Origin of the sequence: uncultured Shewanella sp. (genome assembly GCF_947501665.1) — a bacterium.
Lineage (GTDB): Bacteria > Pseudomonadota > Gammaproteobacteria > Enterobacterales > Shewanellaceae > Shewanella.
In genome coordinates, this window is the sequence record NZ_CANMWS010000001.1 from 193,025 (window position 1) to 219,178 (window position 26,154).

The following is a 26,154-nucleotide window of genomic DNA, read 5'->3' on the forward strand; positions in this document are numbered from 1 at the left end:
CTGGTCTTTGATGGGGTATTTAAGCTGGGTAACTTGATTCTGTTACACTATCAAATAACTGAATCTGGTTTTATTGAAGATAAATGTATTACAAATACTCTTTGTTATAAGGCAGACATTTATCTCTTGAAAGAATATAAAAATAAGAAAAGCGAAGCGAAGCGAAGCTACGTAGTGGTCGACGTCTAGGGCCGGTTTAGTGTCTGATATCGATTACCCACGGAGTAAAATAGTACTGATAACAGGCTTTATCATAGCCTAGTTCATCTGGGTATAACCCTTGATAATTTTGCCAAAGAACTTGCACGACTTCAGGGGACTTTAGCTTTTGGTATTGCGGATGAGTGTAATAAAAATCTATGTTATGGCTGAACATAGGCTCACCGTTATAGATCACATTAAATTTTAATATGAAAGGTTTGCCACCGTCATATTCAAACAAATCATCTCTCGTTTGTAGGTTAACCCCATTTTTAAGCCAATCCTTTGCGATGCAGGACAAGATGATTTTATTGGTTTCTAAATCTCTGGATGAGATCAATAAATCCGGTAAACCGTGGGCGCACATGCCGATGGTAACGGTATGTTCATCATTAGCATGATTTATGCTAAACCCGTGTTTTTCTATGTATTTGATTCTTATTTTATTAATGGCCGCTATATCGACTTCTTCTCGCTCAGGTGTGTCACTGCCCCATTTTTCCATCGTCTATCCCTTTACGGCTGGTTTTTAGCGTTAATAAATAGTGTGCGCGCTAATTTAGCGCATTATTGTTTTGCTTTCTAGCCTCTTTCTAGCCTCTTTCTAGCCTCTTTCTAGCCATAGCTAGTGAAAATTCGCCCACGACAGGACAAAAAAATCCCTTTTATTATTAATTGATTGTGGTAAATTATCGCCCTTAGGGAAGGATGAACCGTTTTAAGTAAAGGCGTACTTAAAGAAAGTAAAAAAGGGAATAGGAAGCCGTATGTCAGGGAAGGTAGTGCAACTTCATCAATTGATGGAGCATGAAGCGTTAAGCATTGAAACGGATTTTACTCATCTAAAAGATAATGATTTTAAATCCTATATCGTCACCGGCGAGTCATTATCTAGTCTTAAAACCGCCCTCACTCGCGGTGAAAAGCTCTTACTCCTCGAAAAGCCCCGTGCGCCTATGTTCATCATGGACTTTCCCAAGGCTGAGCTCAGTACTGAAGACAGGGTTAAAATCATTTTGCATAGTTTAAAACCTATGCAAGTCAGGCAAGTGCATTCCACTATTAATCCCACGTATCCAAAAGAGGTCATCAAAGCCATTGATAATCGCTTAGGCACTGCAGGTGGCACGATCGCTATTGGCGGCAATCCGTACAAAAGCCCCTCATCGGATAACCTGCATCCTCCTTCACCCATGAAGCCGCGCTCAGAAGAGCCAGTCATTAAGGAACCTAAGCCAAAACCAACGGGGCCTGATAAATTTGCCAAGTTTAAAGAGCAAGCTTATGGCCAAAAGGTTTTTGCTAAGTCGATTGTACTGGGAAAACACGTCTCAGATATGCGAACAGAAGTGGAGTCCGCCAAGAATTTTGGTGTATTGAGCTTGTTTAGCCTGAATGCAAATCCCATTAGCCCAAAAAACAATTATCAAGCACAAACATTATTGCTAAAACGTGCAGATACACGGGAAGCTGACAGAGGAACATGGTCGTTTTCAGGGGCGTCCGTTTCATGCTTCCCCCCTTACACGCAATTGTTTGCCATGTGGGCAAAAGACACTGGCGGGGCACAGTATGAAAGCTTTGATTTTCCCGTCATGGTCGAAGCCACGACCCGTGTTCGGTTTTATTATCAGTTGCCGTCAGAGCAAGCGTTAAAAAATGACAGCACCTTAGATAAAAACAAGCCCATACTCAAGGCCGTGCATACCGATGAACGGCAGGTGTACCCCGATAAAGTCAAAGTGATCCAAGCTGTGATGGATGGTGACGGCATACGTGCCGATTTAACCGATGAACTCAGTTTGCATTGGCGGCCATCAACGGCCAGTCATGACACAAGTGCTAACACAGCACCACAAAGCAATGAAAGCGCCAACACTCTGAGCGAAGAGATCAACAATGCCTTATGGGACTTAAAAGTCCATCCACAGACTGAGGAAAATACTAATGATATTGTTGAACCTAACCTAGAAGTAATCGTGAACTTCCCCGCAGAATTGAAGTTGAAAGCCGTGTATTTAGCCCTGCACACGGGTGAAGATGATGAAATGGATAAAAAATGGCTAACTGTACCTAAAGGAAAGCTCACTTTTGATGTTGAAGGTAATGATCGAGAAGGTCATATGTACTTTTCTAGAAAAGCACATATCCCCACTCAAAGAGGAGTAACGATAGGTAATTCTGGTGTAACCATTGGTCGGGGATTAGACCTTGGCAATCCACCTACTGCCGCTCAAAATCAAACTCGTCGGTTTGATTTAGAAGCTATTTTAACAAAAGCAGGAATATCACCTAAATTGAAAAAATGGTTACTTGATGCAAAAGGTTTAGTGAAAAACGATGCTCAAAACTATTTAGCCAACGCAGCCGATTTAGGGTTAACCGAGAAAGATTTAACGCTAACGAGAAAGCAACAACACATCATTTTTAATGAAACGTATGATTTTATAGAAGATAAAACACGCTGTTTAATCACTAAAGCCGATGTACAACAACATTACGGTAAAATAAACTGGGATAATTTGGCTGATAACGTAAAAGAAGTACTCACAGATCTCACTTATCGAGGTGACAATACAGGTTCGGATGACAAACGTGGCTCTACCCGAAAGTGGTTTGTACCAGCGATTGTAAGTGATCAACAAAGTGGTACAATCAGCACGCAATCTAAATTTTTTAACGTAATGAACCATAAAAAATGGATGTCTACATACGGTGTAAATAGAATTAGAATGGAAAAAAGGATAGAGGGATTGAAATGATTAGAATGATACTGATATTAATTTTAAGTATTTTTTATCAATCAGTTAATGCTTATGCGTTACAAATAGATAACTTGAAGTTTTATCAAACTAATTATAATTATGATACTAAAAAAGAAGATATCATAGCCTATGTATTAAAGGATGATCCTTGTATTACAGTACAAGTTTTACCTAATAAAAAAACAAAGCGATATTGTCAAATGGGGAAATCAGGATTAAATCTTGAGCAAGATAGCCCGACTATTTATGTAACAGATCTATATGTTTCCCCTGGTAGTATTAGTTTCATTGTCGCAGCCCCTTGGAATGAACAACAATGCCAAATAATGCCATTTACTAACGAAATAAATTGTGAACCAACAGGGCGTTGACTCTTCATTTTCTCTTTTTAATTTGCCAAGGCATTATCAAATGCTTTGGTAAAATAACGTCAGCTTTATCCTCCATCTAATCGATTCATAATACTGCTCATATTTAATCACTTCAGGCCTCACTCTTGCTTGCCGCTAACGGCCGCAAGGCGGGTAAACTCTCTTTTAAAACCTGAGGAGAAGAAACCGTTGAAGTCCTAGGAGAAATGAAAGACGCCCTTAAAGTGGTGCGTAACAACAACCCCAAAAAACAACTATACAAAAAAGATCCCTCCATTCCTAACTATCAAGCCGATCTCAATACTCGTACCTTTGTGACGCCTTTGAAAGAGAACAAACAAAACAATAAGCATAAAGAGGACGAAGATAAAACGCACAAATGCGACTGGAAAGACTGTAAAGGCAAGCATAAAAAACCAATCCATTACCCAAACAATGGCGTAATAAAACGAAACAATGTTTTTGCTAAAAAGTGGGTTAAAGCGGGGTTAGAGCCTTGGGTCATTCATGGTGCGGGGACAGATACTAAAGCAACTCGAGAAGAGTATCTTGCTGAAACGAAAAAAATCGATGATGTAAATAAAGCCGTCAATATGCAACATCCTGAGTATCCAACACAAAAGCACCATTTGATTTCCATTAATTTGTTCACTCGGGTACCTAAGTTAAAGCACAATGCTGAATTATCAGGTTATGATGTGAATCATCCTAAGAATGGCATTTGTTTACCTGCATTTAGGTTTGATATCGCTCAGCATGGTTTGCAATGCCATCGTGGGCGTCATCCAACAAGTCTCTACAATGATAAAATTTCAGTGAAATTAAAGATTTTACAAAATGAATTTAAAAAGCTATGTCTTAAAAATGATAACAATAAGCACAGTGAACAATTAATCAAAGAATTAAATATATTATCGTCGGATATTGCTAAAAAAATAAAAAATTGGAAATACTTGCTTAGGACTGATGCGTTTGCAGATAGAGAGTTTTCCAAAGAAAGAATGATAAAAATAATTGAAAAAGAAGGGGTAACTAATGTATTGGGTAATGTTTAGTGAACGAAAAAATGAACAAGATGCTATTCTTTCAGGTGTACCTGCTTTGATTGAAGATTTAGATTTGGAATTTGATCAAGGTATACATATTACGGGATCACTTCCTGTCATTGAATATGAAGTAGAAGAAGATGATGAGTTTAATAATCTGACAGATAGTCTAGTTGCACCAGGGTTTAATGGAATATTGGGAAATGAACGTGTAGTTAAAGCTTTACGTGATTTAGGTGCTAATAACATTCAAGAATTTCCCGTATTACTAAAAAGTATAAACAACGATCAAAATTGCAGTGATTATATGTTGATCAATGTTATTGGTGATGCCGATATCATTGACTACGATAAATCTGATATATCGTTATTTGAGTCAGGCAATGTGAGATCCATTGATTCGTTATCATTTATTGACACTTCGAATATCACTTTACATTATATTTTTAGGTTGTCTTCCTGCTTACCCATTGTCATTGCTCACGACAAAGTAAAACAAGCTTTTGAAGCGAATAATATCACTGGGTTCACCTTCTACAAACCAGAAGAGTTTTCTTTATAAATCACAAAGCCAAAGTATCTATGATGCTTTGGCTTTGTTGTTTTTTTGAGTGGTTGATCATGTTTTTGCTCTTGCTAAAAAAGTGTTAGCCCAGTAACTTAATCAAACTAAGATATCCTTAGTTTTGGTGGGTTATGGCATTTTTGTTTTCACCGACTGCTAGAGCATTTGCTGATGAATCATTAGAAAGTTATTTATTGCGTGTGGTTGCTGAAAACTTTTTTGACTCTTATCAGCAGTTGAGTTTCGCTATTAGAGAAGCATTGCATGAGTTAGATTTTGAAGCTCATGGGGCGTTCCCTATTGAGCTAAAACGGCTTAATGTTTATCACGCGAAACATAATAGCCTGACATGGTCAACTGAATTCGGTCACCCTGTTTAAGTTCATTATCATATATAGGTTTCTTATGCTCGCTGTTGGTCGTTGCTTTGTACTTCTTTTTATAGCGCACCCAAACGTTTGCCTCTTTCATCAATTGTGCTGTTCTTCGGCGTCCAACAGGGTAATCAAGCAAATTTAATGCCTTTTGCATGCGTCTTTGTCCATAGGTATTATCGCTAAAATCAGCAATATCTTTAACCCACTGCAACATCTCTTGATGCTCTGTATCAACAGACACCTGAGATCTCCGCTTTTGAAAACTGTAATAATTATTGTTTTTCACACCCAATACGTGACACATTACTATCACTGGCCAGATCTTCTTATTTTGGGCAATAAACGTGTACTTTACTTCGTTTCTTTGGCAAAGAAGACCGTCGCCTTTTTTAATATTTCACGCTCCATTTCTAAGCGTTTAACTTGTGCTTTTAGCTTTCGGATCTCTTCCTGCTCAGGTGTCAGCTTGCCATTGCCTCTAAATGCATGACCATCATCATTTTTTGCTTCTTTTATCCAGCGGCCAAGTAGTTGAGGAGTAAGCTCTAAATTTCTAGCGGCTTCAGCAATACTGTAATTTTGCTCTCTTACCAGTGCAATGGCATCAAGCTTGAATTCTTTTGAATAGGATTTACGTGTTTTCATTTCAATCTCCAGTTAAATCAATTATGTCTTAACTGGGTTAGTCGTATCAATTAAACCACGTCATCAACGATTGGTTCATTAAAGTGGGCTGATGACCAATAATGGCATACAATAATAATGAACAATTTGATCTGAAGGGCATTCAATATTCGTGTCAACGATAACATTTAAGTATTCCCCTTATTGTTAACAGGCGTTAATAACCATCAAAATTGCGCTGACTGCGATTTCATTAATATTATTGGGATGCTGACATGGTTGATTACGATAAATCAGATATAGTGTTAAGCTGTCTCGGTGCTCGGAAATATAAAATGAATAAATGTATTATTATTTATCGATACTTCAGATATGTCTTTTTTTGGTTGGCTTACTTATTTCGCTTAGTCATTTTCCTGCCTTGAATTAACGCCCATGATAAGGTGAAATAAGTATTGAAGCTAGCGTCAGCTTTCACGTTGTTTATACCGAGTGGTTGAAATCGCTTTCATTATAGCGAGGTGATAGCAGCTAAGGCTTATTGCTTTTGATTATTGCATTTATCTTTGCATATCAATAAGAGAATATAAAAGGACTGTAACTCTTTGGCAATTCAATATGCCATCGACTAGCCTTTCTTTATACACTTTATGTTCAAGAAAATTGAAAGATTGTTATCAAATTTTTCAGGCGATACTATTTATTCTTCTATCTCGTTAGGCTTTTATATTGGATGAGTTTTATGAGCAGCCAATTTGATCCCACAGAGCATTCGCACCGTCGATATAACCCTTTGATCAATGAATGGGTTTTAGTCTGTCCTCATCGAGCAAAACGCCCTTGGCAAGGCCAAATGGAGACAGTTGATAATGCGCATAAGTCAAATTACGATCCAACGTGCTATTTATGCCCAGGTAATGTTCGTGTCAACGGAAAGGTTAATGATAAGTACAGCGATATTTTTGTGTTCAATAATGATTTTTCGGCATTAAAAACCGATACACCGACAATAACCAGAGATGATCCGTTATTTAAAATGATTACCGAGCAAGGTGAAAGCAGAGTCATTTGTTTTTCGCCTGATCACAGTAAGACATTGCCGCAATTATCATTACAAGCACTGATTGCTGTCATTCACGCATGGAAACAGCAATGTTCCGAGCTAGGTGAAAAATATCAGTGGGTCCAGATTTTTGAAAATAAAGGGGCCATGATGGGATGTTCCAATCCTCATCCCCATGGACAAATTTGGGCGCAGCATCAGTTACCTAGCTTAGTGAGTAAGAAAGCCGTTGCTCAATTGGCGTATTTTCAACAATATCAATCGTCATTATTGAGCGATTACGTTAAGCGTGAAGCACTGTTGGTCGAACGTGTTGTAGTTCAAAATGACCACTGGTTAGTTGTAGTGCCTTATTGGGCAGCTTGGCCCTTTGAAACCATGATTTTACCCCGCTTTAGTATTTCACGCATGACAGAGCTGACCGAACCACAGGCAGAGTCATTAGCAACGATAGTGAAGCAAATCACAACCAAGTATGACAATTTATTTCATTGTTCATTTCCGTATTCCATGGGCTGGCATGGTGCGCCTTATGATGGTAAAGAGCACCCCGAGTGGACGTTACATGCGACATTTGTGCCGCCTTTATTACGTTCAGCATCGGTGCGTAAGTTTATGGTGGGTTATGAAATGATGGCCGAAGTCCAGCGTGATCTCACTGCTGAGCAGGCTGCTGAGAGGTTAAAAGTACAGCCGTTAACGCATTATCTGGAGAACGAATAATGTCGAACGCTCATATAGTTTCAGAATTATTTTCTCAGCAATATCTCACCGAGCCAGAATGGATTACCCATGCGCCTGGACGTGTTAATTTATTGGGTGATCATACTGATTATAATGACGGTTTTGTTTTACCTGTGGCGATAAATTTTGGAACCTATATCGCAGCGAGTAGACGAAATGACAAGATTATTCGTGTTTATGCACACGATTGTGCTCAGGAAACGGCTGAGTTTTCGCTTGATCGTATTCAATTTAATGCTCAACAAATGTGGGTCAATTATGTTGCCGGTACGCTACAGATATTAGCGATGCAATTTCCTGACGTAACAGGCGCTGATTTAGTTGTCTCTGGGAATGTGCCACAAGGTGCGGGTCTCAGTTCGTCTGCTAGTTTTGAAATTGCTATTTTAAAGGTTTTTAATGCCTTATTTGATTTGGGTTTAGATGGCGTAAAAGCAGCGCTGTTGGGCCAACAAGCTGAGAATGAGTTTGTTGGCTGTAACTGCGGCATTATGGATCAACTGGTGTCTGCTATGGGGGAAAAAGATCATGCTATGTTACTGGACTGTCGAAGTTTGACCTTTGAAAATGTATTCATTCCAAAGGACTTATCTCTTTATATTGTTAATTCTAATGTTAAACGTGGATTAGTTGATAGTGAGTACAATCAGCGACGTTTACAGTGTGAAAAAGTGGCTCACTTTTTTAATCGAGAGGTGCTTCGTGATGTGTCTCTGGTGCAGTTAAATACAGCCAAATCGCAGCTTGAACCTGTTTTGTATAAAAGAGCGCGTCATGTCATCACTGAAAATATACGTACTCAAGCTGCATTCAAGGCATTAAGAGACAATAATATTGTTGCGCTGAGTGTGTTAATGAAAGAATCACACCTTTCTCTCCGAAATGATTTTGAAGTGACAACGAAAGAAATGGATGGTTTAGTTGACATTATTGATGACGTATTGGGTAATACAGGCGCTGTGAGAATGACTGGTGGTGGTTTTGGTGGTTGTGTGGTGGCGTTAGTTCCAACCCATGCAGTGCAGATGCTGACTAGCGTAATAGGGAGTCGTTATTCTAAAATGTTTGGGTTAGTCGCGAGTATTTATGTTTGTAAGGCATCAGTAGGCGCATTTAGCGGATAAATAAATTATAGTATTCAGGTTTATTCCCTATAACCTGCTAAGTGAGAGAAACCAATGATAGCAACAGGTCAAAAACTGCCAGAATCTACCTTAAGTGAGCTCACCAGTGATGGCATGGTTACCCATGACGTCACTGAGTTATTTGCCAATAAGAAAGTTGTTTTATTTGCCGTGCCAGGCGCTTTTACCCCGACGTGCTCCGAAGCGCACTTGCCCGGTTTTGTGGTCCTCGCCGATGAGTTTAAAGCTAAAGGTGTGGATATTATTGCCTGCGTGTCGGTCAATGATGCTTTCGTTATGAAAGCCTGGGGCGCTGCACAAAACGCATCAGAGCTCATGATGCTTGCTGATGGTGATGCCAGTTTTACGCAAGCATTAGGCCTTGAGATGGATACTGCTGGTTTCGGTGGTGTGCGCTCACAGCGCTATGCGATGGTGATAGACAATGGCGTGGTAACTACGCTTAATGTTGAAGCACCCAAATCATTTGACGTTAGTAAAGCGGAAGTGATTTTAGCAGGGCTATAAGTTAAGTTTTCCACTTAAAATGGATTAAAGCAAGCGCCTTGATGGCGCTTTATTTGTTTTTTAATATTGCGTCCTAGATCTTAGCAATAAGAGACACACGTTTTTATGTAATGTCATTATTGATCTAATTATTCCTGCGGTAACCAAACCTGGGCGTGTAATCCGCCTTCTTTACGATTGCTTAATATTACTTTTCCTTGGTGTCTGTCGACGATACGCCTGACAATAGCGAGTCCAAGACCTGAGCCTATGCTACCTCGAGCACTATCGCCTTGAATAAAGGGTTCAAATAATTTGGGTATTTGGGCTTCATCTATACCTGTACCGTCGTCTTCAATACTAAAGCCAACTTGTTTTCCGTTAAATTGGGAACTGATTTTGACCCAGCCATTGCCGTAGCGAAAGGCGTTTTCGACAAAATTACTGATCACGCGCTTAATGGCCACAATTTGTATTGGGATCATAGGAAGATCGGCAAGCTCAACTTCAATACTGCCTTTTCTATTGGCTTCAGAATCCGCGACATCTTTAATAATGTCATTGAGTTGTGCCATCTCATGATTAGAGGATTGATCTTGACGAATATAATCGATGAATTGATTAATAATCGCGTCCATGTCTTCGATGTCATGGGCGATCCCTTCTTTTAAATATTCATCTTGGCTGTTGATCATTTCTGAGGCTAAACGGATACGAGTTAGCGGTGTTCGTAAGTCGTGAGAAATGCCCGCCATTAACAGTGCCTTATCGTGTTCGAGTTGCTCCATACTGTAAGACATTTGATTAAAAGCTTTTGTGACCGCAACCAACTCACTTGAGCCTGTTAAGGGCAAAGCTTTTGGAAATTCCCCACGAGAAACAGCAAGTGCGGAAGTTTGTAATCGTTTTAAAGGCGAGTTTTGTTTTCGTGCAAACCACCATCCGCCGGCAACGCTCAATGCGCCTATGACCATTAGATATAGGGTTAAAGGAGATAAATTTTGCTCACTAATATCATGCAAGGGAACCTTTACCCAGATGGAAGGGGCTTGTGGTGGGCGGATCCATATTTGAAATTCAGCACCTTGTGCGATGCGCACCTCAGCTGGACCGCCGAGATATTCAGACATTTGTGATGAAAAGTAACTGTAATAGGTTGCTTTATTGACGCCAGCTTCTCTTGCTTGTTTTTGATTGTAAATTCGAATGCCATCATCGCGTACTTTGGCGTTAAGGGCATCGACCATGCTGAGGTGTTCACGACCGACTTCAACGCCATCAATGAAAAGTAATTTTATTTGCCGCGCAATCAGCTGGTTTATTTGTTGATAGCTTGGTTTAATAAAGTAAACTGCCACAGAAATATACGAGACAATTTGGTTAGTTAATAGTAAGCAACCAATCAACACCACCGTTTGACTAAAAGAGCTATGGGGGATGAATCGTTGCCACCAAGATGTTTTCATCATTTAATGACGTTCACTGCCATCAGGCACGAATACATAACCTAATCCCCAAACGGTTTGAATATACCTTGGGTTTGCGGCATCTTTTTCAATGAGTCGTCTAAGGCGAGAGACTTGCACATCGATAGACCTTTCTAGAGCGGAATAATCTCGACCGCGAGCTAAATTCATCAGTTTATCTCGAGACAGTGATTCTCTAGGGTGATTAACCAGTACTTTTAACACTGCAAACTCCCCACTGGTGAGAGAGATTGATTGCCCTTCTTTAATCATTTCTCGAGTAGCAAGGTTGAGGGTGAATTCGCCAAAATGGACTTCTTCTTCCTCCTGTGCTGGTGCTCCGGGTGCTTCAGTGGTGCGACGGCGCATGACAGCTTTGATGCGTGCAAGCAGCTCTCGAGGGTTAAAAGGTTTAGGTAAATAGTCATCGGCGCCCAATTCGAGTCCGATAATACGATCCACTTCATCGCCTTTAGCGGTTAGCATTACAATAGGTAATTGATCATCATCTTGGCGTAAGCGTTTACAAATGGATAAGCCATCTTCTCCAGGTAACATCAGATCCAATACCAGTAAATGGAAGTTTTCTCGTTCCAATAATCTGTCCATTTGTTCAGCATTTGCTGCACTACGTACTTGGTATCCTTGCTCGACCAAATAGCGTTCAAGTAGAGAACGCAAACGCATGTCATCATCAACGATGAGTATTTTGGAAGTTTCTTGTCCCATGCTTTGTCCCTTTATTAGGCTGTGATGAATGATGACTTTTTAATATCATAGCAGTGTACTTCAGTTAATTTTTAAGCATATCGTATACAGTCTTCTTGTAATATAGTTGTTTTTCAGTCTTGATGGTGATTAAGCAGTAAAGAAATGTGAAGGTGAACATGTCTTTTTGCTATATAAATAAGTCATTAACATTATGAAATGGTTATTAATATATCATAATGTTATTAAAAAAGGATAAATTGTAACTAATTTAAACGGCAGAAATAGAATTGTTGAGAAGTGTATTCAGTACTGATTAACTATTTTTGATCTCTGTTGTTTATTCACACAGATGAGAACTCGATACTTTTCTTCTGGTGAGAGTCAATATTGCTTGCTGTCTGGGAGCAACAAAAATTGAGACATGAGATGAGGAAAGCTGAGTGATATATTTTGTATTGTCACTGAAATGAGTACTTATGTACTAGGGTTGGTATAAGTAATGGTGTTGATATACCAAGTTTGCGGGCCGGTGGGGGTCTGCACTACAGCTTCATCATCCACCTCTTTTTTGATTAAGGCTCGTGCCATCGGGGAGTCAATTGATATATAATCTTTGCGGCCATAAATTTCATCGGGCCCGACAATGCGAAAAGACTTGTTATGCCCATCATCATTTTCTATTTCAACCCAAGCACCGAAAAAGACTTTACCATTTTGTTCTGGACTATGATGGATGACATTTAATGCTTCAATGCGTTTCCTTAAAAAACGAACACGACTGTCAATTTGTCTTAGTAGGCGCTTGTTTTCTTTATAATCAGCATTTTCAGAACGATCGCCTAAGCTAGCGGCCCAAGTCACTTTTTTAGTAATTTCAGGTCGATATTCCCGCCATAGATAGTTCAATTCTTGATTTAATTTATCAAACCCTTCAGGGGTAATTAGATTGGTTTTCACTGGAACACTCAAATGTTATATAAGAATATTGAATGGGTTGATAATGACATAAAAAACCACGCTCAACGAGCGTGGTTTGTTTATTGAATGAATATTATGCTTTTGTGGGTTCCGAACCTTGGTCGCCCGCAGTGTCAGTATTTTCTTCAGGAGTTGCGGCCCCGTTCCAAATTCCCCCTTTTAAATTCGCGAGTTCAGGGAACTGATTGCTATTAAAAGTCGGTGTTTTTCCGGCTCTTAATTGATAGCGATAGTCATTGATGACCTTAATGGCAAGCTTAGATAGCATGAGTAAGGCAATAATATTAACGGTGGCCATGAGACCCATGGATAAGTCAGCTAAGTTCCAAACTAAACCAATTTTGGCAACGGCGCCAAACATCACCATGGCTAACACACACATTCTAAATAAGGGCAGGGCTTTTTTATTATTGCGTGTTAAGAATAGGACATTGGTTTCAGCGTAAGAGTAATTTGCAATGATTGAAGTGAAACAAAAAAGTAAAATAGCTAAGCCAATAAAAATGCCGCCCCAAGCACCTACGTGGTTAGTGAGTGCTTGAATAGTAATGGCAATACCGTCATTATCTGCGCCCACGTCACCGGCTAATAAAATGATAGCCGCGGTTGCCGTACAGATAACTATCGTATCGACAAAAACCCCCATCATTTGAATAAAACCTTGTGATGCAGGATGGTTTGGATTGGGTGAAGCACTGGCGGCAATATTGGCTGCGCTGCCCATACCGGCTTCGTTTGAAAATAAACCTCGTGCAATACCCGCTTGCATGGATTGTGCGATGGCATAACCTACGCCTCCAGCAACGACTTCTTGAACACCAAAGGCACTTTTGATGACGAGCATAAAGATTGCAGGTAGTTCGCTGACATTCATGAGTACAATAATAAATGCGATGCCAATATAACCAAGGGCCATGACAGGAACAATGATCTCTGACACCTTCGCCACTTTTTTCAGTCCGCCAATGATGATTAACCCACTAAAAATGACTAGAGTGACTCCCACTGTCGTTGGCGAAATATCAAAAATACTGCTCATGGCACCAGAAATGGTATTGGCTTGAACGGCATTAAAGACGAGACCAAATGCTAGGATAAGGAAAAAGGCAAACAACACTCCCATCCAACGTTTTCCTAGCCCGTTTTCCATGTAATATGAAGGGCCGCCGCGAAATTGTCCATCTTTGTCTCGGACTTTATAGACTTGTGCTAGAGTGGATTCAACCATAGCTGTGGCCATACCGAGTACAGCGATGAGCCACATCCAAAAAATAGCCCCAGGTCCCGCTGCGCTGATCGCCACAGCAACACCTGCCATGTTACCCGCTCCGACTCTGGCGGCCATGCTGGTACAGAATACTTGAAAGGAAGTGAGTCCATCTTTCGTTGGACCCTGACGACTTTTGAGCATTAATTTTGCTGAATGTTTAAAATGAGTCACTTGTATGAAGGCAAGACGTAAGGTGAAATATAATCCTGCGGCAACCAGCCCATAGATCAATACTTTTCCCCAGAGTAAATCGTTTAAAAAATTAACAATAGTGTCTAACATTTTTTATTATTCCTCACTACTAAACCTAAATTCGTACCGAAACGATTTTAGTATTTGGCTGAATGTGATTTTTTCAACAAAATATGAATATTTTATAAACAAAGTTATGAAAGTAAAACGAATGACTTTGTTTATATTTATATCGTCTTTTTATGGATGACAAACATTCATATTTTTTCGAAACCTTTTATTTATCTTATTTTAAATTATATTAATATCGTTGTTATTTAAAAAATAGGCACAGCAAAATAGCACACATCTGAATACTAATCATTATTTTTTGCTGACACCAATAAATGGTTAATCTTTGTGTTAATTTGTTTTTTTATTGTTAATAAAAATTGTTTTTATAAAGTGTTATTTAGTGATTGTTGCCTTTTTAGTCACTTTTTAAGAGTGGTTATAGGTCAATATAGTGTCATTGTGCTTTTTTGTGTCGATGGCATTATCTGCCGATGAAGCTTGATTGAATATTATTGAATGTAAAATTGAGTATCACTTCATACTTCAATTATTAATGAAACTTAAATTGGAATGTTTTATTGATGATTACGCTTTATTTTTAGCGTGGAAGAACATTTTTATATAATTATTTTAAAAACAGTATTTTTTATTTCGTAATAATATAATCATTAAGATATTTAATGTTAATTAACGTTTTAACCTCATCTTAATATGGGTACTTTATTTATTGGATGGAATATTGACTAACGAGAGTGAGTGCTGTTTTGTTTTTATGAAATCGACTGTAGCCATGAATTTTATTATGTTGATTACTTATTTGTTTTTTATGGTTATTTACATATTTTTGGCAGGTTAATTCGACGCGTTATTTGCTTGTTTGATTGGGTGAAATTTCAGCTGTTTGGGATTGGAGGTTAACCTTGCTTAGCGCCTGTGGTATTGTGGGCATAATTTTGATTTTCAATCTAGGCTCAATTCTATTTATGCAAAATATTGCTCACATTATTGCTCATGAACTTAAGGTTAACGAGCAGCAAGTTACGTCTACGATTAAATTATTAGACGAAGGGGCTACAGTGCCTTTTGTGGCTCGATATCGTAAAGAAGCAACAGGTGGATTGGATGATACCCAATTACGTAATCTTTATAGCCGATTACAGTATTTACGTGATTTAAATGAACGACGTGAAGTAATATTGTCTAGCATCGATACTCAAGGAAAGTTAACGGTTGAATTGAGTCAGGCCATTAATATGGCTGAGAGTAAAACTCGCTTAGAAGATCTGTATCTCCCCTTTAAGCCTAAAAGACGTACTAAGGGTCAAATAGCCATTGAAGCTGGGTTAGCGCCACTGGCGGATACCTTGTTGTCTTTAAGACAAGGAACGCTAGAAGACATTGCTGAGCAATATTGTAATGAGGCTGCGGGTTTTAACGATGTCAAGACAGTATTAGAAGGGGCGCGTTTTATTTTGATGGAACGCTTTGCTGAGGATGCAGAGCTATTAAGAAAAATCCGTCGCCATGTGAGCCAAAGTGCTCAAATTGAAAGTAAACTCATTAAAGGCAAAGAAAAGCAGGCGATTAAGTTTAAGGATTATTTTAATCACAGTGAAAAATTGCTAAAAGTGCCATCCCATCGTGCATTAGCTATGCTACGGGGTCGAAATGAAGGGGCACTGTCTTTATCTTTGAATGTTGATCCCAGTCAAGAGGGGGAGAAAAATAAAAGCAGTTATTGTGTGGTGATTATTGCTGAACATTTAGGGTTTAATTTAGGGTCGAGTGATATTGAACAATGGCTTAAAACCGTTATCACGGCCACTTGGCGGATTAAAGTGTTACCACAAATGGAAACCGAGTTTTTTGCTCGTATGCGTGAAATGGCTGAAAATGATTCCATTAAAGTGTTTAGTCGTAATTTGTCTGATTTATTAATGGCGCCGCCGACAGGTTCGAAAGTCACATTAGGCTTAGATCCAGGGTTACGTAGTGGCGTTAAAGTCGCTATTGTGAATGAAACAAGTAAATGTGTTGCGCATACGACTATTTTTCCTCATGCCCCTCAAAATCAATGGGATAAATCTATCCGGACTTTATCTAACTTGGTTAAAATGCATAAAGTCGAGCTTATTGCTATTGGCAATGGTACGGCTTCTCGTGAAACCGATAAGCTGGCCAGTGAATTGATAACGGCGTTAAAAACAGAGTGTCCCACATTAATTAAAGTCATGGTGAGTGAAGCGGGTGCATCTGTGTATTCAGCATCAGCTTTGGCTGCGCAGGAATTTCCTGATTTAGATGTTTCTATTCGTGGTGCTGTGTCGATAGCACGCAGATTACAGGATCCTTTGGCCGAATTAGTGAAAATAGAACCTAAAGCGATAGGTGTGGGACAATATCAACACGATGTGAGTCAAAGTCAATTGTCTCTTTCTTTAGAGGCTGTTGTTGAAGATTGTGTTAATGCTGTTGGTGTGGATGTAAATATGGCTTCACCTTCGTTGCTTGCACAAGTTGCTGGTTTGAATAAGACCTTAGCAAGAAATATTGTGCAATATCGTGATGAAAATGGCCGCTTTGATAATCGTAAAGCGTTACTCAAGGTGCCGAGATTAGGCCCAAAAGCGTTTGAACAAGCAGCGGGATTTTTACGTATTTCAGATGGCAACCATCCACTTGATGGTTCGGCTGTCCACCCTGAGGCTTACGCGTTAGTTGAGTCTATTGCAAAAGCGAAACAGCAAACCCTTGATGCTTTGATTGGTAATACTGAGGTGTTAAAAAGCACGGATCCCCAAGCTTTTACGACTGAGGCTTTTGGTTTGCCAACAGTCACTGACATTTTAGAAGAGTTAGATAAACCCGGTCGAGATCCTCGAGGTGAATTTAAAACGGCTAACTTCAAAGAAGGTGTGCAAGAGGTTCGTGATCTTAAACTTGATATGATCCTTGAAGGTGTGGTGACTAATGTGACTAACTTTGGTGCATTTGTCGATGTTGGCGTTCATCAAGATGGATTGGTCCATATTTCCTCTTTAACCGATAAATTTGTTAGCGATCCGCACACGCTTGTTAAAGCGGGTGACGTTGTTAAAGTTAAAGTGATGGAAGTGGATGTTGAGCGTAAGCGGATCAGTTTAAGTATGCGCCTTAACGATAAAGCGGGTGAGGTTAAGACTAAGCCTGCTGATGCGCCAAGGCATAAGCCTCAGGCTAAACGCCATCATCACCAAGAGCAAGCCGTAAAAAGTAAACCAAAGCAACCGATGAATGCTGCGATGGGGAATGCTTTTGCTGATGCATTTGCTAAGTTAAAGAAATAGTGTTCGAGGTATGGCCCGCAAACAATGCGGGCTAACAATGTGCTTATTGTAAAGTTGATATTGATGTATAAAAAATTTTAGATAACTTCCCTTATGGACGAGGATTGACTATTGCTTAGTTCAATATTGCACGGTAAATACGTGCAAGTTGTTCCATTGAGAGGTTGTATATGCAAGATAGAGTCAACTTAGGTCCATTTCGATCTATTTTAGTCTTTTGTGTTATCGCGTTGGTTGTGATGATGGCAAGCCGATTGGGTTTCAGCTTATGGCAAGCCGATCGCGTTAGTGCGGCAGATGGCTGGTCTAATTTACTTATCCAAGGCTTGCGAGTGGATGTCGCCACTTTATGTTGGCTTTGGGGAGTCGCTGCACTAGGCACGGCCCTTTTTAGTGGTTCACATTTTATCGGCCGTTTATGGCATGTTATTTTAAGGAGCTGGCTAACCATAGGGTTATGGTTAATTGTGTTTTTAGAGGCATCGACACCCGCCTTTATAGAAGAATACGGAATTCGACCTAATCGGCTTTATGTTGAATACCTTATTTATCCTAAAGAAGTACTTTCAATGTTATGGGCCGGCCGTCCAATAGAAGTGATTTTCTCACTATTATTGACCATAGTGACTCTTTGGTTTGGTTGGCGTTTAAGTGGTTCATTACTTAAAAAAGTCACTTATCCTCGCTTTTTTTGGCGACCAGTGATTGCGTTGATGGTGATTATTGTGACTTTCGCAGGAGCGCGATCGACACTGGGGCATAGACCGTTAAATCCTGCTATGGTGGCATTTTCAACGGATCCTTTAGTTAACTCTTTAGTCATCAATTCTTCTTATTCATTATTTTTTGCCATCAATCAGATGGGCAGTGAAGCCGATGCGGCTAAGATTTACGGTAAGATGGATGAAGATAACATTGTTTCTTTGGTGAGAGCGGATAGCGGTCGTCCTTTGAGCGAGTTTACGTCTACGGAGTTTCCAAGTCGTACTTTTAATAAAGCGAGTTATACCGGCAAGCCTAAGAACTTAGTGATTATTTTAGAAGAAAGTCTCGGCGCCCAATTTGTCGGTAATTTAGGCGGGCTTCCCTTGACCCCTAATTTGGATAAGTTATCTCAACAGGGCTGGTCGTTTAATGACTTGTATGCAACGGGCACACGTTCAGTGAGAGGGATTGAGGCAGTTACCACTGGGTTCACACCAACTCCAGCACGTTCTGTGGTGAAATTAGGCAAGAGCCAGACTAATTTTTTCACTATTGCGGATTTATTATCTAAAAAAGGATACACCACTCAGTTTATTTATGGTGGAGAAAGCTATTTTGATAATATGCGCAGCTTCTTTTTAGGTAATGGTTTTCAGGATATTGTTGATGAAACCGATTATGACTCACCTGCTTTTGTGGGGTCATGGGGCGTGTCGGATGAAGATCTCATGCGTAAGGCTAATAGTGAATTTGAGCGTTTACATAAGCAAGGTAAACCTTTTGCTAGTTTAGTGTTTAGTTCGAGTAACCATGATCCTTTTGAGTTTCCTGATGACCGTATTAAGTTATATGAACAACCTAAGCAAACGCGTAATAATGCCGCTAAATATGCTGATTTTGCCATTGGTGAATTTTTTAAATTAGCGAAGAAATCTGATTATTGGAAAGATACGGTTTTCTTGATTGTTGCTGATCATGACAGCCGTGTGAGTGGAGCGAGCTTGGTCCCTATTTCACGTTTTAGGATCCCAGGTGTTATTTTAGGTGAGGGGATTGCACCTAAACAAGATAATCGTGTTGTCAGTCAAATCGACTTAGCTCCAACATTGTTATCTTTAATAGGAATTTCAGCAACTTACCCTATGCTAGGGCAGGATTTAACTCAGGTGAGTGATGATTGGCCTGGCCGAGCTCTAATGCAATATGATAAAAATATGGCTTATATGCGAGGAAATGATGTGGTGATTTTGCAGCCTGAGCATGCGCCAAAAGGTTTTGAATATAATCCTAATGAGCAAAGTTTAACGCCTCAGGCACAAAGTAAGAATATGAAACAAACTGCACTTGCTTGGGCATTATGGGGAAGCTTAGCTTATCAAAAAGGCTATTTTAATGTTAATGGGCTAAATGATAATCCACTCAGTGAAAAAACACTCGATACAGAAGGAAAAAGTAGTGATTAATCTATTTTAATAAAGGGGTTATTTAAGTGTTTTTTACTAAGGGATAGCTGTGCTATCCCTTTTTTATTCAGCTTAGATTAAAGCATCTTCTATAAACTTAAGGACTCAAAGCTAAGTTGGAGAAGCAATATGAAGTTAATCAATATGAAGTTAATTATGACAGAGGTCGTAAAACTCGTTATTTTATTCTCTTTATTACTTTGGATCCCACATATCTTAAATTAAGCTGGAACTGAATGGGTAAAAATAAGTCTGATTACTTACTGACATTATTGGATTTATTTTTACTTATTATCAGGTGTTGTATTTTTGGTCGCTATTGTATAGACACTTTTTATTTCTCAGGAGGTGATTGATGCCTGCGTCTTTACGTCGAACATTGAATCGATTCTTATTGAGTTGTTTATTTCTTATCGTGACAGGCATACTGCTCCAATTGAAGTGAGTAGGCCTGTCAGTGATGGGAGTCGTTGAGTTTATTTAGCCAATGGTGCACAGCATCTAAAAAATCTTTTGGGTGGCTAATAAATGGGGCGTGGGAAGCCTTAGGTAATACAATATCGGTAATGGACTTTTTTTGAGGCATTAAGGTATGAATAATCTGCGGTACTAATCCATCTAGGCGACCCCAAATTCTAAGCCAAGGCTGATTTATCTGATTTATATCTTCACGTAAATCGGTACGGGCAAGGATATTAAGCCCTTGGGTTAATGCATTTATTTGGGGGGCAGGGCGTTCAGAAATGAGTGATTTTAACTGTTTAATATCATTTTTTGCATGTTGACTTCCCATTGCTTGAATGGACAAAAACTGATTGATTGTGCGAGTTAAATTTAAACTAAGAGCATGATGAAATTGCTCTAGTACCTGTGGAGCCATACCCGGCCATGATATATCTGTATTTTTTTTTGTGTCACCGATAATGGATTTATCTTGTTCCATGAAGTAGGGCGAAGAAGCGATAGTTAATAATGCTTTGATTTTATGTGGGTAGCGTAGAGCGGCTCTTGAAGCAATTAAACCACCAAGTGACCAGCCACACCAAATGCTGTTATCAGGCACGATATCAATAATTGCATCAACCCAATCATCAATACTGCCATTGATACTTGGGCTGAAGCCAAATCCCGGCAAATCGACATAATGCACTCTATACTGTGAGAAACCCTGTTGTAGTGGCATAAAGACGGCACTGTTCATGCCCCAGCCATGAAGCATAACAATATCGGGCCCTTGCCCTATTGTGTTTAGGTGCAATGAATGAGGCGTTTTAGTACTTTGATTATGACAATATTCCACTTAACTTTTACCTGTTTAACACCTTAACATGATTAACAAAAAACATTGATAAATCTAATGCTAAGGCCGTTACTAAATTACTTTCGTTCATTCATGTCATGTTTTCAATGGTTGAAAACAAGCAGCATTCATCTCTTTATGCTGATTTTACCTAATCGTTGTTTAATGTGCCATCAAGAGATTGCATTTCCTCATCAAGGTATTTGTCGAGTTTGCCTTAAAGCTTGTTTGTACACATCGCCTGTTTGTTTGGGCTGTGGACGTAAAATGCAGTTAGAGACAGATTTTTGTGGGCACTGTTTAGCAGTAACTCCCTTAAAAATAGTGGCACCATGTAGTTATCATCAAGGCTTAGGACCCTTTGTTGCATCAATGAAGTATCAAGCACAATTTGCTGCATTAGATTGTTTGACTGACGCATTGATTCTGCGTGTTACTTTATTATATGAACAAGGATTATTGCCCATGCCGCAGGTGTTAGTACCTGTTCCCTTGCATAAAAAAAGATTGCAACAAAGAGGTTTTAATCAGGCTTGGATAATCGCTAATTGCCTGAGTAAAAAAATGAATATTCCATTATCGACTCAAAAGTTGACTCGCACTCAACATACTCAGGCTCAAGCGGGCTTATCAGGTAAAGCACGAAGAAAAAATATGAACAAGGCTTTTCAATTATTACCAGCAGCCGAAGTACAACGTATCGCATTAATCGATGATGTGGTGACAACTGGGGCGACAACACAGGCAATCGCTTGTTTATTTCAGCGGCAACATATTCACGTTCAAGTATGGTGCCTAGCAAGAGCTGAAGCGCCTAAGTTAATGGATTAACGTTCATCATTATCAATTTTCTAACCTATTTTGTATCTTGGGGTTAACTTCATAGATTATAACTTAGTGTTAAAATTATGCTGACAAACTCAATCGGGACTACACAGAACCCCGTTGTCGGAGTATCATAGACCTATTCCTTATTAAAATGCTCAGGTATAACCTGACGGAGCATATTTCATGATTAATATTTCTGATACCGCTCAGGCCCATTTTGTTAAATTACTAGCGGATCAGCCTGAAGGCACACATATACGTGTGTTTGTCATTAGTCCAGGTACTGCGCAGGCTGAGTGCGGAGTGTCTTATTGCCCACCTGATGCGGTGGAAACAGATGATACTGAATTAAGTTTTAATGGTTTTAGTGCCATGGTTGATGAGAAAAGTGCTCCTTTTCTTGAAGAGGCGAGTATTGATTTTGTAACCGATCAACTGGGCTCTCAGCTGACATTGAAAGCGCCTAATGCAAAAATGCGCAAAGTTTCTGGTGATGCGCCTTTAATTGAGCGTATTCAATATGTCATTGAATCCGAAATTAACCCTCAATTAGCCAGTCATGGTGGTAATATTACTTTAATCGAAGTGACTGAAGATAAAGTGGCTGTATTACAGTTTGGTGGTGGTTGTAATGGTTGTTCTATGGTTGATGTCACTTTAAAAGATGGCATTGAAAAACAGCTATTGGACATGTTTGCTGGTGAGATCACAGGCGTAAAAGATGTGACGGATCATCAAGCGGGTGAGCATTCATATCAGTAAAGGTATGATATTTATTTTAAAGCCTGCTTACTTAGCAGGCTTTTTTGTTTTAAGTGATTTTTATTTATAAAATTTTATTCTGTATTTGTGTTTCTACCCACTTTGCTAACCCGCTTTTTTTTAGGGGGGACTATCTCTCTTTTGGCTTAACTTGAACATGGGATAATGAGTGTGAAAGAACATTGCTCATCCATTTAAAGTCAATAGGTTAAAATAAATCTCGTTATTCTTTATTGTTTAATTTGGCTAAATACCACTATTTTTGTCTATATCAAGGCGGGATGTCGTGTCTAATAGTGGGCTATTAGTAGAAAACACAACATAGATAGGGGCAAAAATAGCGCTATTAAGCGGCGCTGCTTATTTCGCGTTCAGGTTACTTAGGTTGGTATTAACCATGATGAGGATCCGTTTTAGTTGAGAAAGTATGAGACATGCGGTTAATAACGGATCGGTTCTAAATTGCTTTTATTTTGGGGACGGTGAAATAAATATACTTGATAGTAAATATTCTAAATATCATTAAGATATTTTTTATATGACATATTTAGATACACTCTATTTATCATTCACTTTTTTTCATGAGCTAACATTGATTGAATTCTTTATATGGGCGTTCAAAGGTTAAGTTAGGTGGTACTGATGAATAAGAGTCTATTTCAAATCATCTGGAAACTTGGTTTAGTGGCGTTGTTCTATGGGGTGTATGTTTTCTCAGCTAATGCTTTATCAATTGATGATCCTATTAACGGAGAAAACACGAATAGAGAAGCAGTTGTTGTTACAAATGAATACCCTGCAAGCGCAACTGTTTATATTTCTATTATGGATGATGAGGGGAAAAGTTACCGATGTAGTGGGGCTATGGTTGGCCCTAATCATGTTTTATCTGCTGCTCATTGCTTTAGTGAAGTAAAACATGTGAGCAATGTATATCCTGCTTACGATCATAGTAATAAACTGGCGCCATTTGGTGCTTGTAAAGCACAAGAGATTACATATTTACCAGAGGCCAAATCAGGTAACTATTCTTTAGAGACCGTTTGGGCTGATTATGCCCTAATTACATTAACTGATTGCTCAATGAGTCAAAATATTGGTGAGTTTACAGGGTGGTTTGGTTTAACTGATGAGCTGGTAAGGCTTGATAATGTAAGAATGTTAGGTTATGGACCCGGTTATACTCTTTATGTGGGCGATGGGGTCACAGGGCTTCTCGATACTTATGTTTCAGCAAATTTCATGGCAACTTATGAGTCAGAATCTGGAGATAGTGGTGCACCTGTGTATCGAAATGATACCGGTTGCGGAAATTGTATTGTTGGGGTGCACAGTGGGCAGGATGGTTCTTATGCTCATGGGGCGCGCATGGTTAATGGTGGTACTTTAAAATACAATTCTATATTTCAATTATTGGACTGGGGAGCAGAGGAATTTGCTCAAGCACAAATAAAGGACATGCAAGCAATGCTGCCAGGATCGACGCTATTACAATATCCTAGAGATGAAAACCCTCAAGTACAACTCACTCCTACGTTACAATGGCTTAAAGGCTCTGCTGCTGAAACCTACAATGTATATTTCGGTCAAAATGTGAATTTGACTGAGGAAGACTTACAAGTGGCGAATACGTCTGAACGTACTTTCGCTACGGGGCAATTAAGGCCGGGTGAAACATATTATTGGCGAGTCGATGGGATCAATAGCTTTGGGGTGCAGACAAGTCAAATTGTATTCTCTTTTACAACGGTTGATGATATTTAAGTGGCTGTGTAAATGCAACAACAGGCAATATTAGAAGATATTGCCTGTTGTTGCATTTGCTAAATATACCCATGATACTTCAAGCTGCAGGATTCAGCTGGAATTAAAAGCCTTTTAGACAAGGCATTGAACATCGAGCCTAGTCATTCTAAGCCGATGTTTAATAACACAGTATAAAAGGCTTTTAAACCAGCCCCTTGGGAGTGTGTAAAAGCACCAACTTCTACGTTGTATCATCTTAAAAGGCAATAAGCATTTTGGCCCCTTTTCTTGCAAAAGAGTACGCCTTGAATTAGGCACTTTTACGCACTCTGAGAACAGGCATCTTGAAGTATCACGGGTATATTACTGAAAAAACTTGAGCTTGTAGTGATAATGTAGTCCAAGTGTGAGGCTTCTTGAAAGCATAAAAGCACTTAAAGCCGCCCAAAGAGCATGGTTTTCACCTGAGCTAAATAAAGACCAAATGGGGAAGAAAATCATAAAAGTGCAAATAAGCATACTATTACGCATGATTTTACCTTTAGCAGCGCCAATATAAACGCCATCAAATAGGTATGAACTAAAAGCCAGTAAAGGAAAGAATACAATCCAATATAAGTATTGTTTCGCCATTATTTGTACGGTTTCAATATTAGTGAGCAAGCTAATGAAGAACTCTCCTGCAAACATGAAAATAAATACAAACCCGATAGCGACAATGGCAGACCAAGCCCATGCTAGGCTAACGCTTTCTTTGAGTAATGTTTGGTTTTGTTCACCATAGGCTCGACCTACTTCCGCTTCAGCATAATAAGCAATGCCATCGAGTGCATAAGAGATCAGCATCACGAGATTGAGTAAGACTGCATTGGCCGCCAGTATGTTATCGCCTAAGCTAGCACTGTGAAAGGTGATAAAAGTGAACACGAGTTGTAAACATAAACTTCGAAGAAAAATATCGCGATTGAGGCTAAGCAAGGCCTGATAATGACTAATTTTCAAATGGCTAACTAATGCTGATAAGTGGAAGTTTTTATCTTTATTTAAGTGGTACCAAATAACGGATAGGGCGAGAATAAACCCTGATATATCGGCAATCACTGAGGCTAAAGCGACGCCTTTGACACCCCAACCAAAACCTAGAACAAACAGTAGGTCGAGTGAAATATTGACGCAGTTGGCGAGTATTAATTGTAACATTGCCGCTTTGGGCTTTTGTATACCAAGTAGCCAACCTAAAAGGGCTAAATTTAACAATGCAAAAGGCGTCGACCACACTCGAACACTGAAATATTCTATGCAATATTGGGCGACTTCATTGCTTGGACTCGATAAATAAACAGAAAGCTGGGCGATTGGGGATTGAAAAATGACAGTGAGCAATCCCAATACTAATGCTAAACTGGCAGATTGAAAAAGGAGCTGATATTGACCTTGTTTATCATTGGCGCCGTAAGCTTGTGCCACGAGACCGGTAGTGGCCATACGTAAAAAGCCAAGTAAAAATAAAATTACGCTTATCATTGTTGCACCGAGTGCGACTCCCCCTAAATAATAAGCATTAGAAAGGTGACCAATCACACCGGTATCAACCAGTCCTAATAAGGGAACGGTAATATTTGAGAGGATCATCGGCAGTGCTAAAGCAAATAAGCGTTTATTTTTGTGCTTATTACTAAGTAATGAAAGTAACGACATAAGTGATGCATGCTCTTATGAAAAGTGGCTAAAATGGCATTTTTTATGGAATGATGGCAAGTTTACTTCCCGATAATTGATTATTTTATATAAACTCGCGCCCCTAAGTATACCTTTTTGTATATACTAATTGATCTCCCAGTCAACATGCCTGGGATAAAAATGAAAGCTTCAATTATTTATTGTTTTGGTTGCATAACTCTTATTGGTTCGCGTTTTGTGAATGACGTGCTCTGAACGAACCATTTGACAGAGTTTGGCAATGTGC

19 protein-coding genes and 1 pseudogene are annotated in these 26,154 nt (G+C 39.3%); 12 read left to right on the top strand and 8 right to left on the bottom strand.

What is annotated here, in order from left to right; genetic code table 11:
- Positions 1–196: 196 nt before the first annotated feature.
- The gene (locus Q0976_RS00885) at positions 197–706 is read right to left on the bottom strand and encodes a hypothetical protein (protein WP_299489896.1); all 510 of its coding nucleotides are present in this window, start codon (positions 704–706) and stop codon (positions 197–199) included.
- Between the two features lie 262 nt (positions 707–968).
- Between Q0976_RS00885 and Q0976_RS00890 the strand changes: the two genes are divergently transcribed.
- The 4 genes from Q0976_RS00890 to Q0976_RS00905 all read left to right on the top strand — a co-directional run bounded on the left by Q0976_RS00890 (position 969) and on the right by Q0976_RS00905 (position 4,945).
- The gene (locus tag Q0976_RS00890; protein WP_299489898.1) at positions 969–2,963 is read left to right on the top strand and encodes an S-type pyocin domain-containing protein; all 1,995 of its coding nucleotides are present in this window, start codon (positions 969–971) and stop codon (positions 2,961–2,963) included.
- A complete protein-coding gene (locus tag Q0976_RS00895; protein WP_299489901.1) occupies positions 2,960–3,337 on the top strand; it encodes a hypothetical protein in 378 nt (125 codons plus the stop codon). Before Q0976_RS00890 ends, Q0976_RS00895 begins: the two co-directional genes overlap by 4 nt.
- Before the next feature lie 206 nt (positions 3,338–3,543).
- Positions 3,544–4,392 carry an AHH domain-containing protein gene (locus Q0976_RS00900; protein ID WP_299489904.1) on the top strand — a complete coding sequence of 283 codons (849 nt, stop codon included), beginning with the start codon at positions 3,544–3,546 and terminating at the stop codon, positions 4,390–4,392.
- Positions 4,373–4,945 carry a DUF1629 domain-containing protein gene (locus tag Q0976_RS00905; protein ID WP_299489907.1) on the top strand — a complete coding sequence of 191 codons (573 nt, stop codon included), beginning with the start codon at positions 4,373–4,375 and terminating at the stop codon, positions 4,943–4,945. Before Q0976_RS00900 ends, Q0976_RS00905 begins: the two co-directional genes overlap by 20 nt.
- Before the next feature lie 375 nt (positions 4,946–5,320).
- Here Q0976_RS00905 and Q0976_RS00910 read toward each other — a convergent pair.
- A pseudogene (locus tag Q0976_RS00910) lies at positions 5,321–5,970 on the bottom strand (transposase); the annotation flags it as partial.
- A 721-nt stretch (positions 5,971–6,691) separates the two neighbouring features.
- Here Q0976_RS00910 and Q0976_RS00915 point away from each other — a divergent pair.
- The 3 genes from Q0976_RS00915 to Q0976_RS00925 are packed head-to-tail and all read left to right on the top strand — an operon-like array spanning position 6,692 to position 9,408.
- Positions 6,692–7,735: a UDP-glucose--hexose-1-phosphate uridylyltransferase gene (locus Q0976_RS00915; RefSeq protein WP_299489910.1), complete on the top strand. Its 1,044-nt coding sequence runs from the start codon at positions 6,692–6,694 to the stop codon at positions 7,733–7,735.
- A complete protein-coding gene (gene galK / locus Q0976_RS00920; RefSeq protein ID WP_299489913.1) occupies positions 7,735–8,880 on the top strand; it encodes a galactokinase in 1,146 nt (381 codons plus the stop codon). Before Q0976_RS00915 ends, galK begins: the two co-directional genes overlap by 1 nt.
- A gap of 54 nt (positions 8,881–8,934) precedes the next feature.
- Positions 8,935–9,408 carry a peroxiredoxin gene (locus Q0976_RS00925; protein ID WP_299489916.1) on the top strand — a complete coding sequence of 158 codons (474 nt, stop codon included), beginning with the start codon at positions 8,935–8,937 and terminating at the stop codon, positions 9,406–9,408.
- A 128-nt stretch (positions 9,409–9,536) separates the two neighbouring features.
- On the opposite strand, the gene envZ is transcribed toward Q0976_RS00925, so the two are convergent.
- From envZ to Q0976_RS00945, 4 genes are all read right to left on the bottom strand, one after another.
- The gene (gene envZ / locus Q0976_RS00930) at positions 9,537–10,853 is read right to left on the bottom strand and encodes a two-component system sensor histidine kinase EnvZ (RefSeq protein WP_299490171.1); all 1,317 of its coding nucleotides are present in this window, start codon (positions 10,851–10,853) and stop codon (positions 9,537–9,539) included.
- A 3-nt stretch (positions 10,854–10,856) separates the two neighbouring features.
- Complete coding sequence (gene ompR, locus Q0976_RS00935) at positions 10,857–11,582, bottom strand: two-component system response regulator OmpR (RefSeq protein WP_299489919.1); 726 nt, start codon at positions 11,580–11,582, stop codon at positions 10,857–10,859.
- 456 nt (positions 11,583–12,038) lie between these two features.
- Positions 12,039–12,521, bottom strand: coding sequence for a transcription elongation factor GreB (gene greB / locus Q0976_RS00940; RefSeq protein WP_299489922.1), 483 nt, complete (start codon positions 12,519–12,521; stop codon positions 12,039–12,041).
- A gap of 94 nt (positions 12,522–12,615) precedes the next feature.
- A complete protein-coding gene (locus Q0976_RS00945) occupies positions 12,616–14,094 on the bottom strand; it encodes a sodium:alanine symporter family protein (RefSeq protein WP_299489925.1) in 1,479 nt (492 codons plus the stop codon).
- 947 nt (positions 14,095–15,041) lie between these two features.
- On the opposite strand from Q0976_RS00945, the gene Q0976_RS00950 reads away from it, so the two are divergent.
- Both Q0976_RS00950 and Q0976_RS00955 read left to right on the top strand, forming a co-directional pair.
- Positions 15,042–17,384: a Tex family protein gene (locus tag Q0976_RS00950; protein ID WP_299489928.1), complete on the top strand. Its 2,343-nt coding sequence runs from the start codon at positions 15,042–15,044 to the stop codon at positions 17,382–17,384.
- Positions 17,385–17,554: 170 nt separating this feature from the next.
- Entirely contained in the window at positions 17,555–19,552 is a 1,998-nt protein-coding gene (locus Q0976_RS00955) for an LTA synthase family protein (RefSeq protein WP_299489931.1), read from the top strand.
- A 454-nt stretch (positions 19,553–20,006) separates the two neighbouring features.
- Here Q0976_RS00955 and bioH read toward each other — a convergent pair whose 3' ends face one another.
- Positions 20,007–20,852 carry a pimeloyl-ACP methyl ester esterase BioH gene (bioH, locus tag Q0976_RS00960; RefSeq protein ID WP_299489934.1) on the bottom strand — a complete coding sequence of 282 codons (846 nt, stop codon included), beginning with the start codon at positions 20,850–20,852 and terminating at the stop codon, positions 20,007–20,009.
- A 138-nt stretch (positions 20,853–20,990) separates the two neighbouring features.
- Here bioH and Q0976_RS00965 point away from each other — a divergent pair, with 138 nt between their 5' ends.
- From Q0976_RS00965 to Q0976_RS00975, 3 genes are all read left to right on the top strand, one after another.
- A complete protein-coding gene (locus tag Q0976_RS00965) occupies positions 20,991–21,683 on the top strand; it encodes a double zinc ribbon domain-containing protein (RefSeq protein ID WP_299489937.1) in 693 nt (230 codons plus the stop codon).
- Positions 21,684–21,863: 180 nt separating this feature from the next.
- On the top strand, positions 21,864–22,442 hold the full coding sequence (nfuA, locus tag Q0976_RS00970; RefSeq protein ID WP_299489940.1) for a Fe-S biogenesis protein NfuA: 579 nt from the start codon (positions 21,864–21,866) through the stop codon (positions 22,440–22,442).
- 642 nt (positions 22,443–23,084) lie between these two features.
- Positions 23,085–24,206, top strand: a complete 1,122-nt coding sequence (locus Q0976_RS00975) for a trypsin-like serine protease (protein WP_299489942.1) — start codon at positions 23,085–23,087, stop codon at positions 24,204–24,206.
- A 345-nt stretch (positions 24,207–24,551) separates the two neighbouring features.
- Here Q0976_RS00975 and Q0976_RS00980 read toward each other — a convergent pair whose 3' ends face one another.
- On the bottom strand, positions 24,552–25,886 hold the full coding sequence (locus Q0976_RS00980; RefSeq protein WP_299489944.1) for an MATE family efflux transporter: 1,335 nt from the start codon (positions 25,884–25,886) through the stop codon (positions 24,552–24,554).
- Between the last annotated feature and the right edge of the window lie 268 nt (positions 25,887–26,154).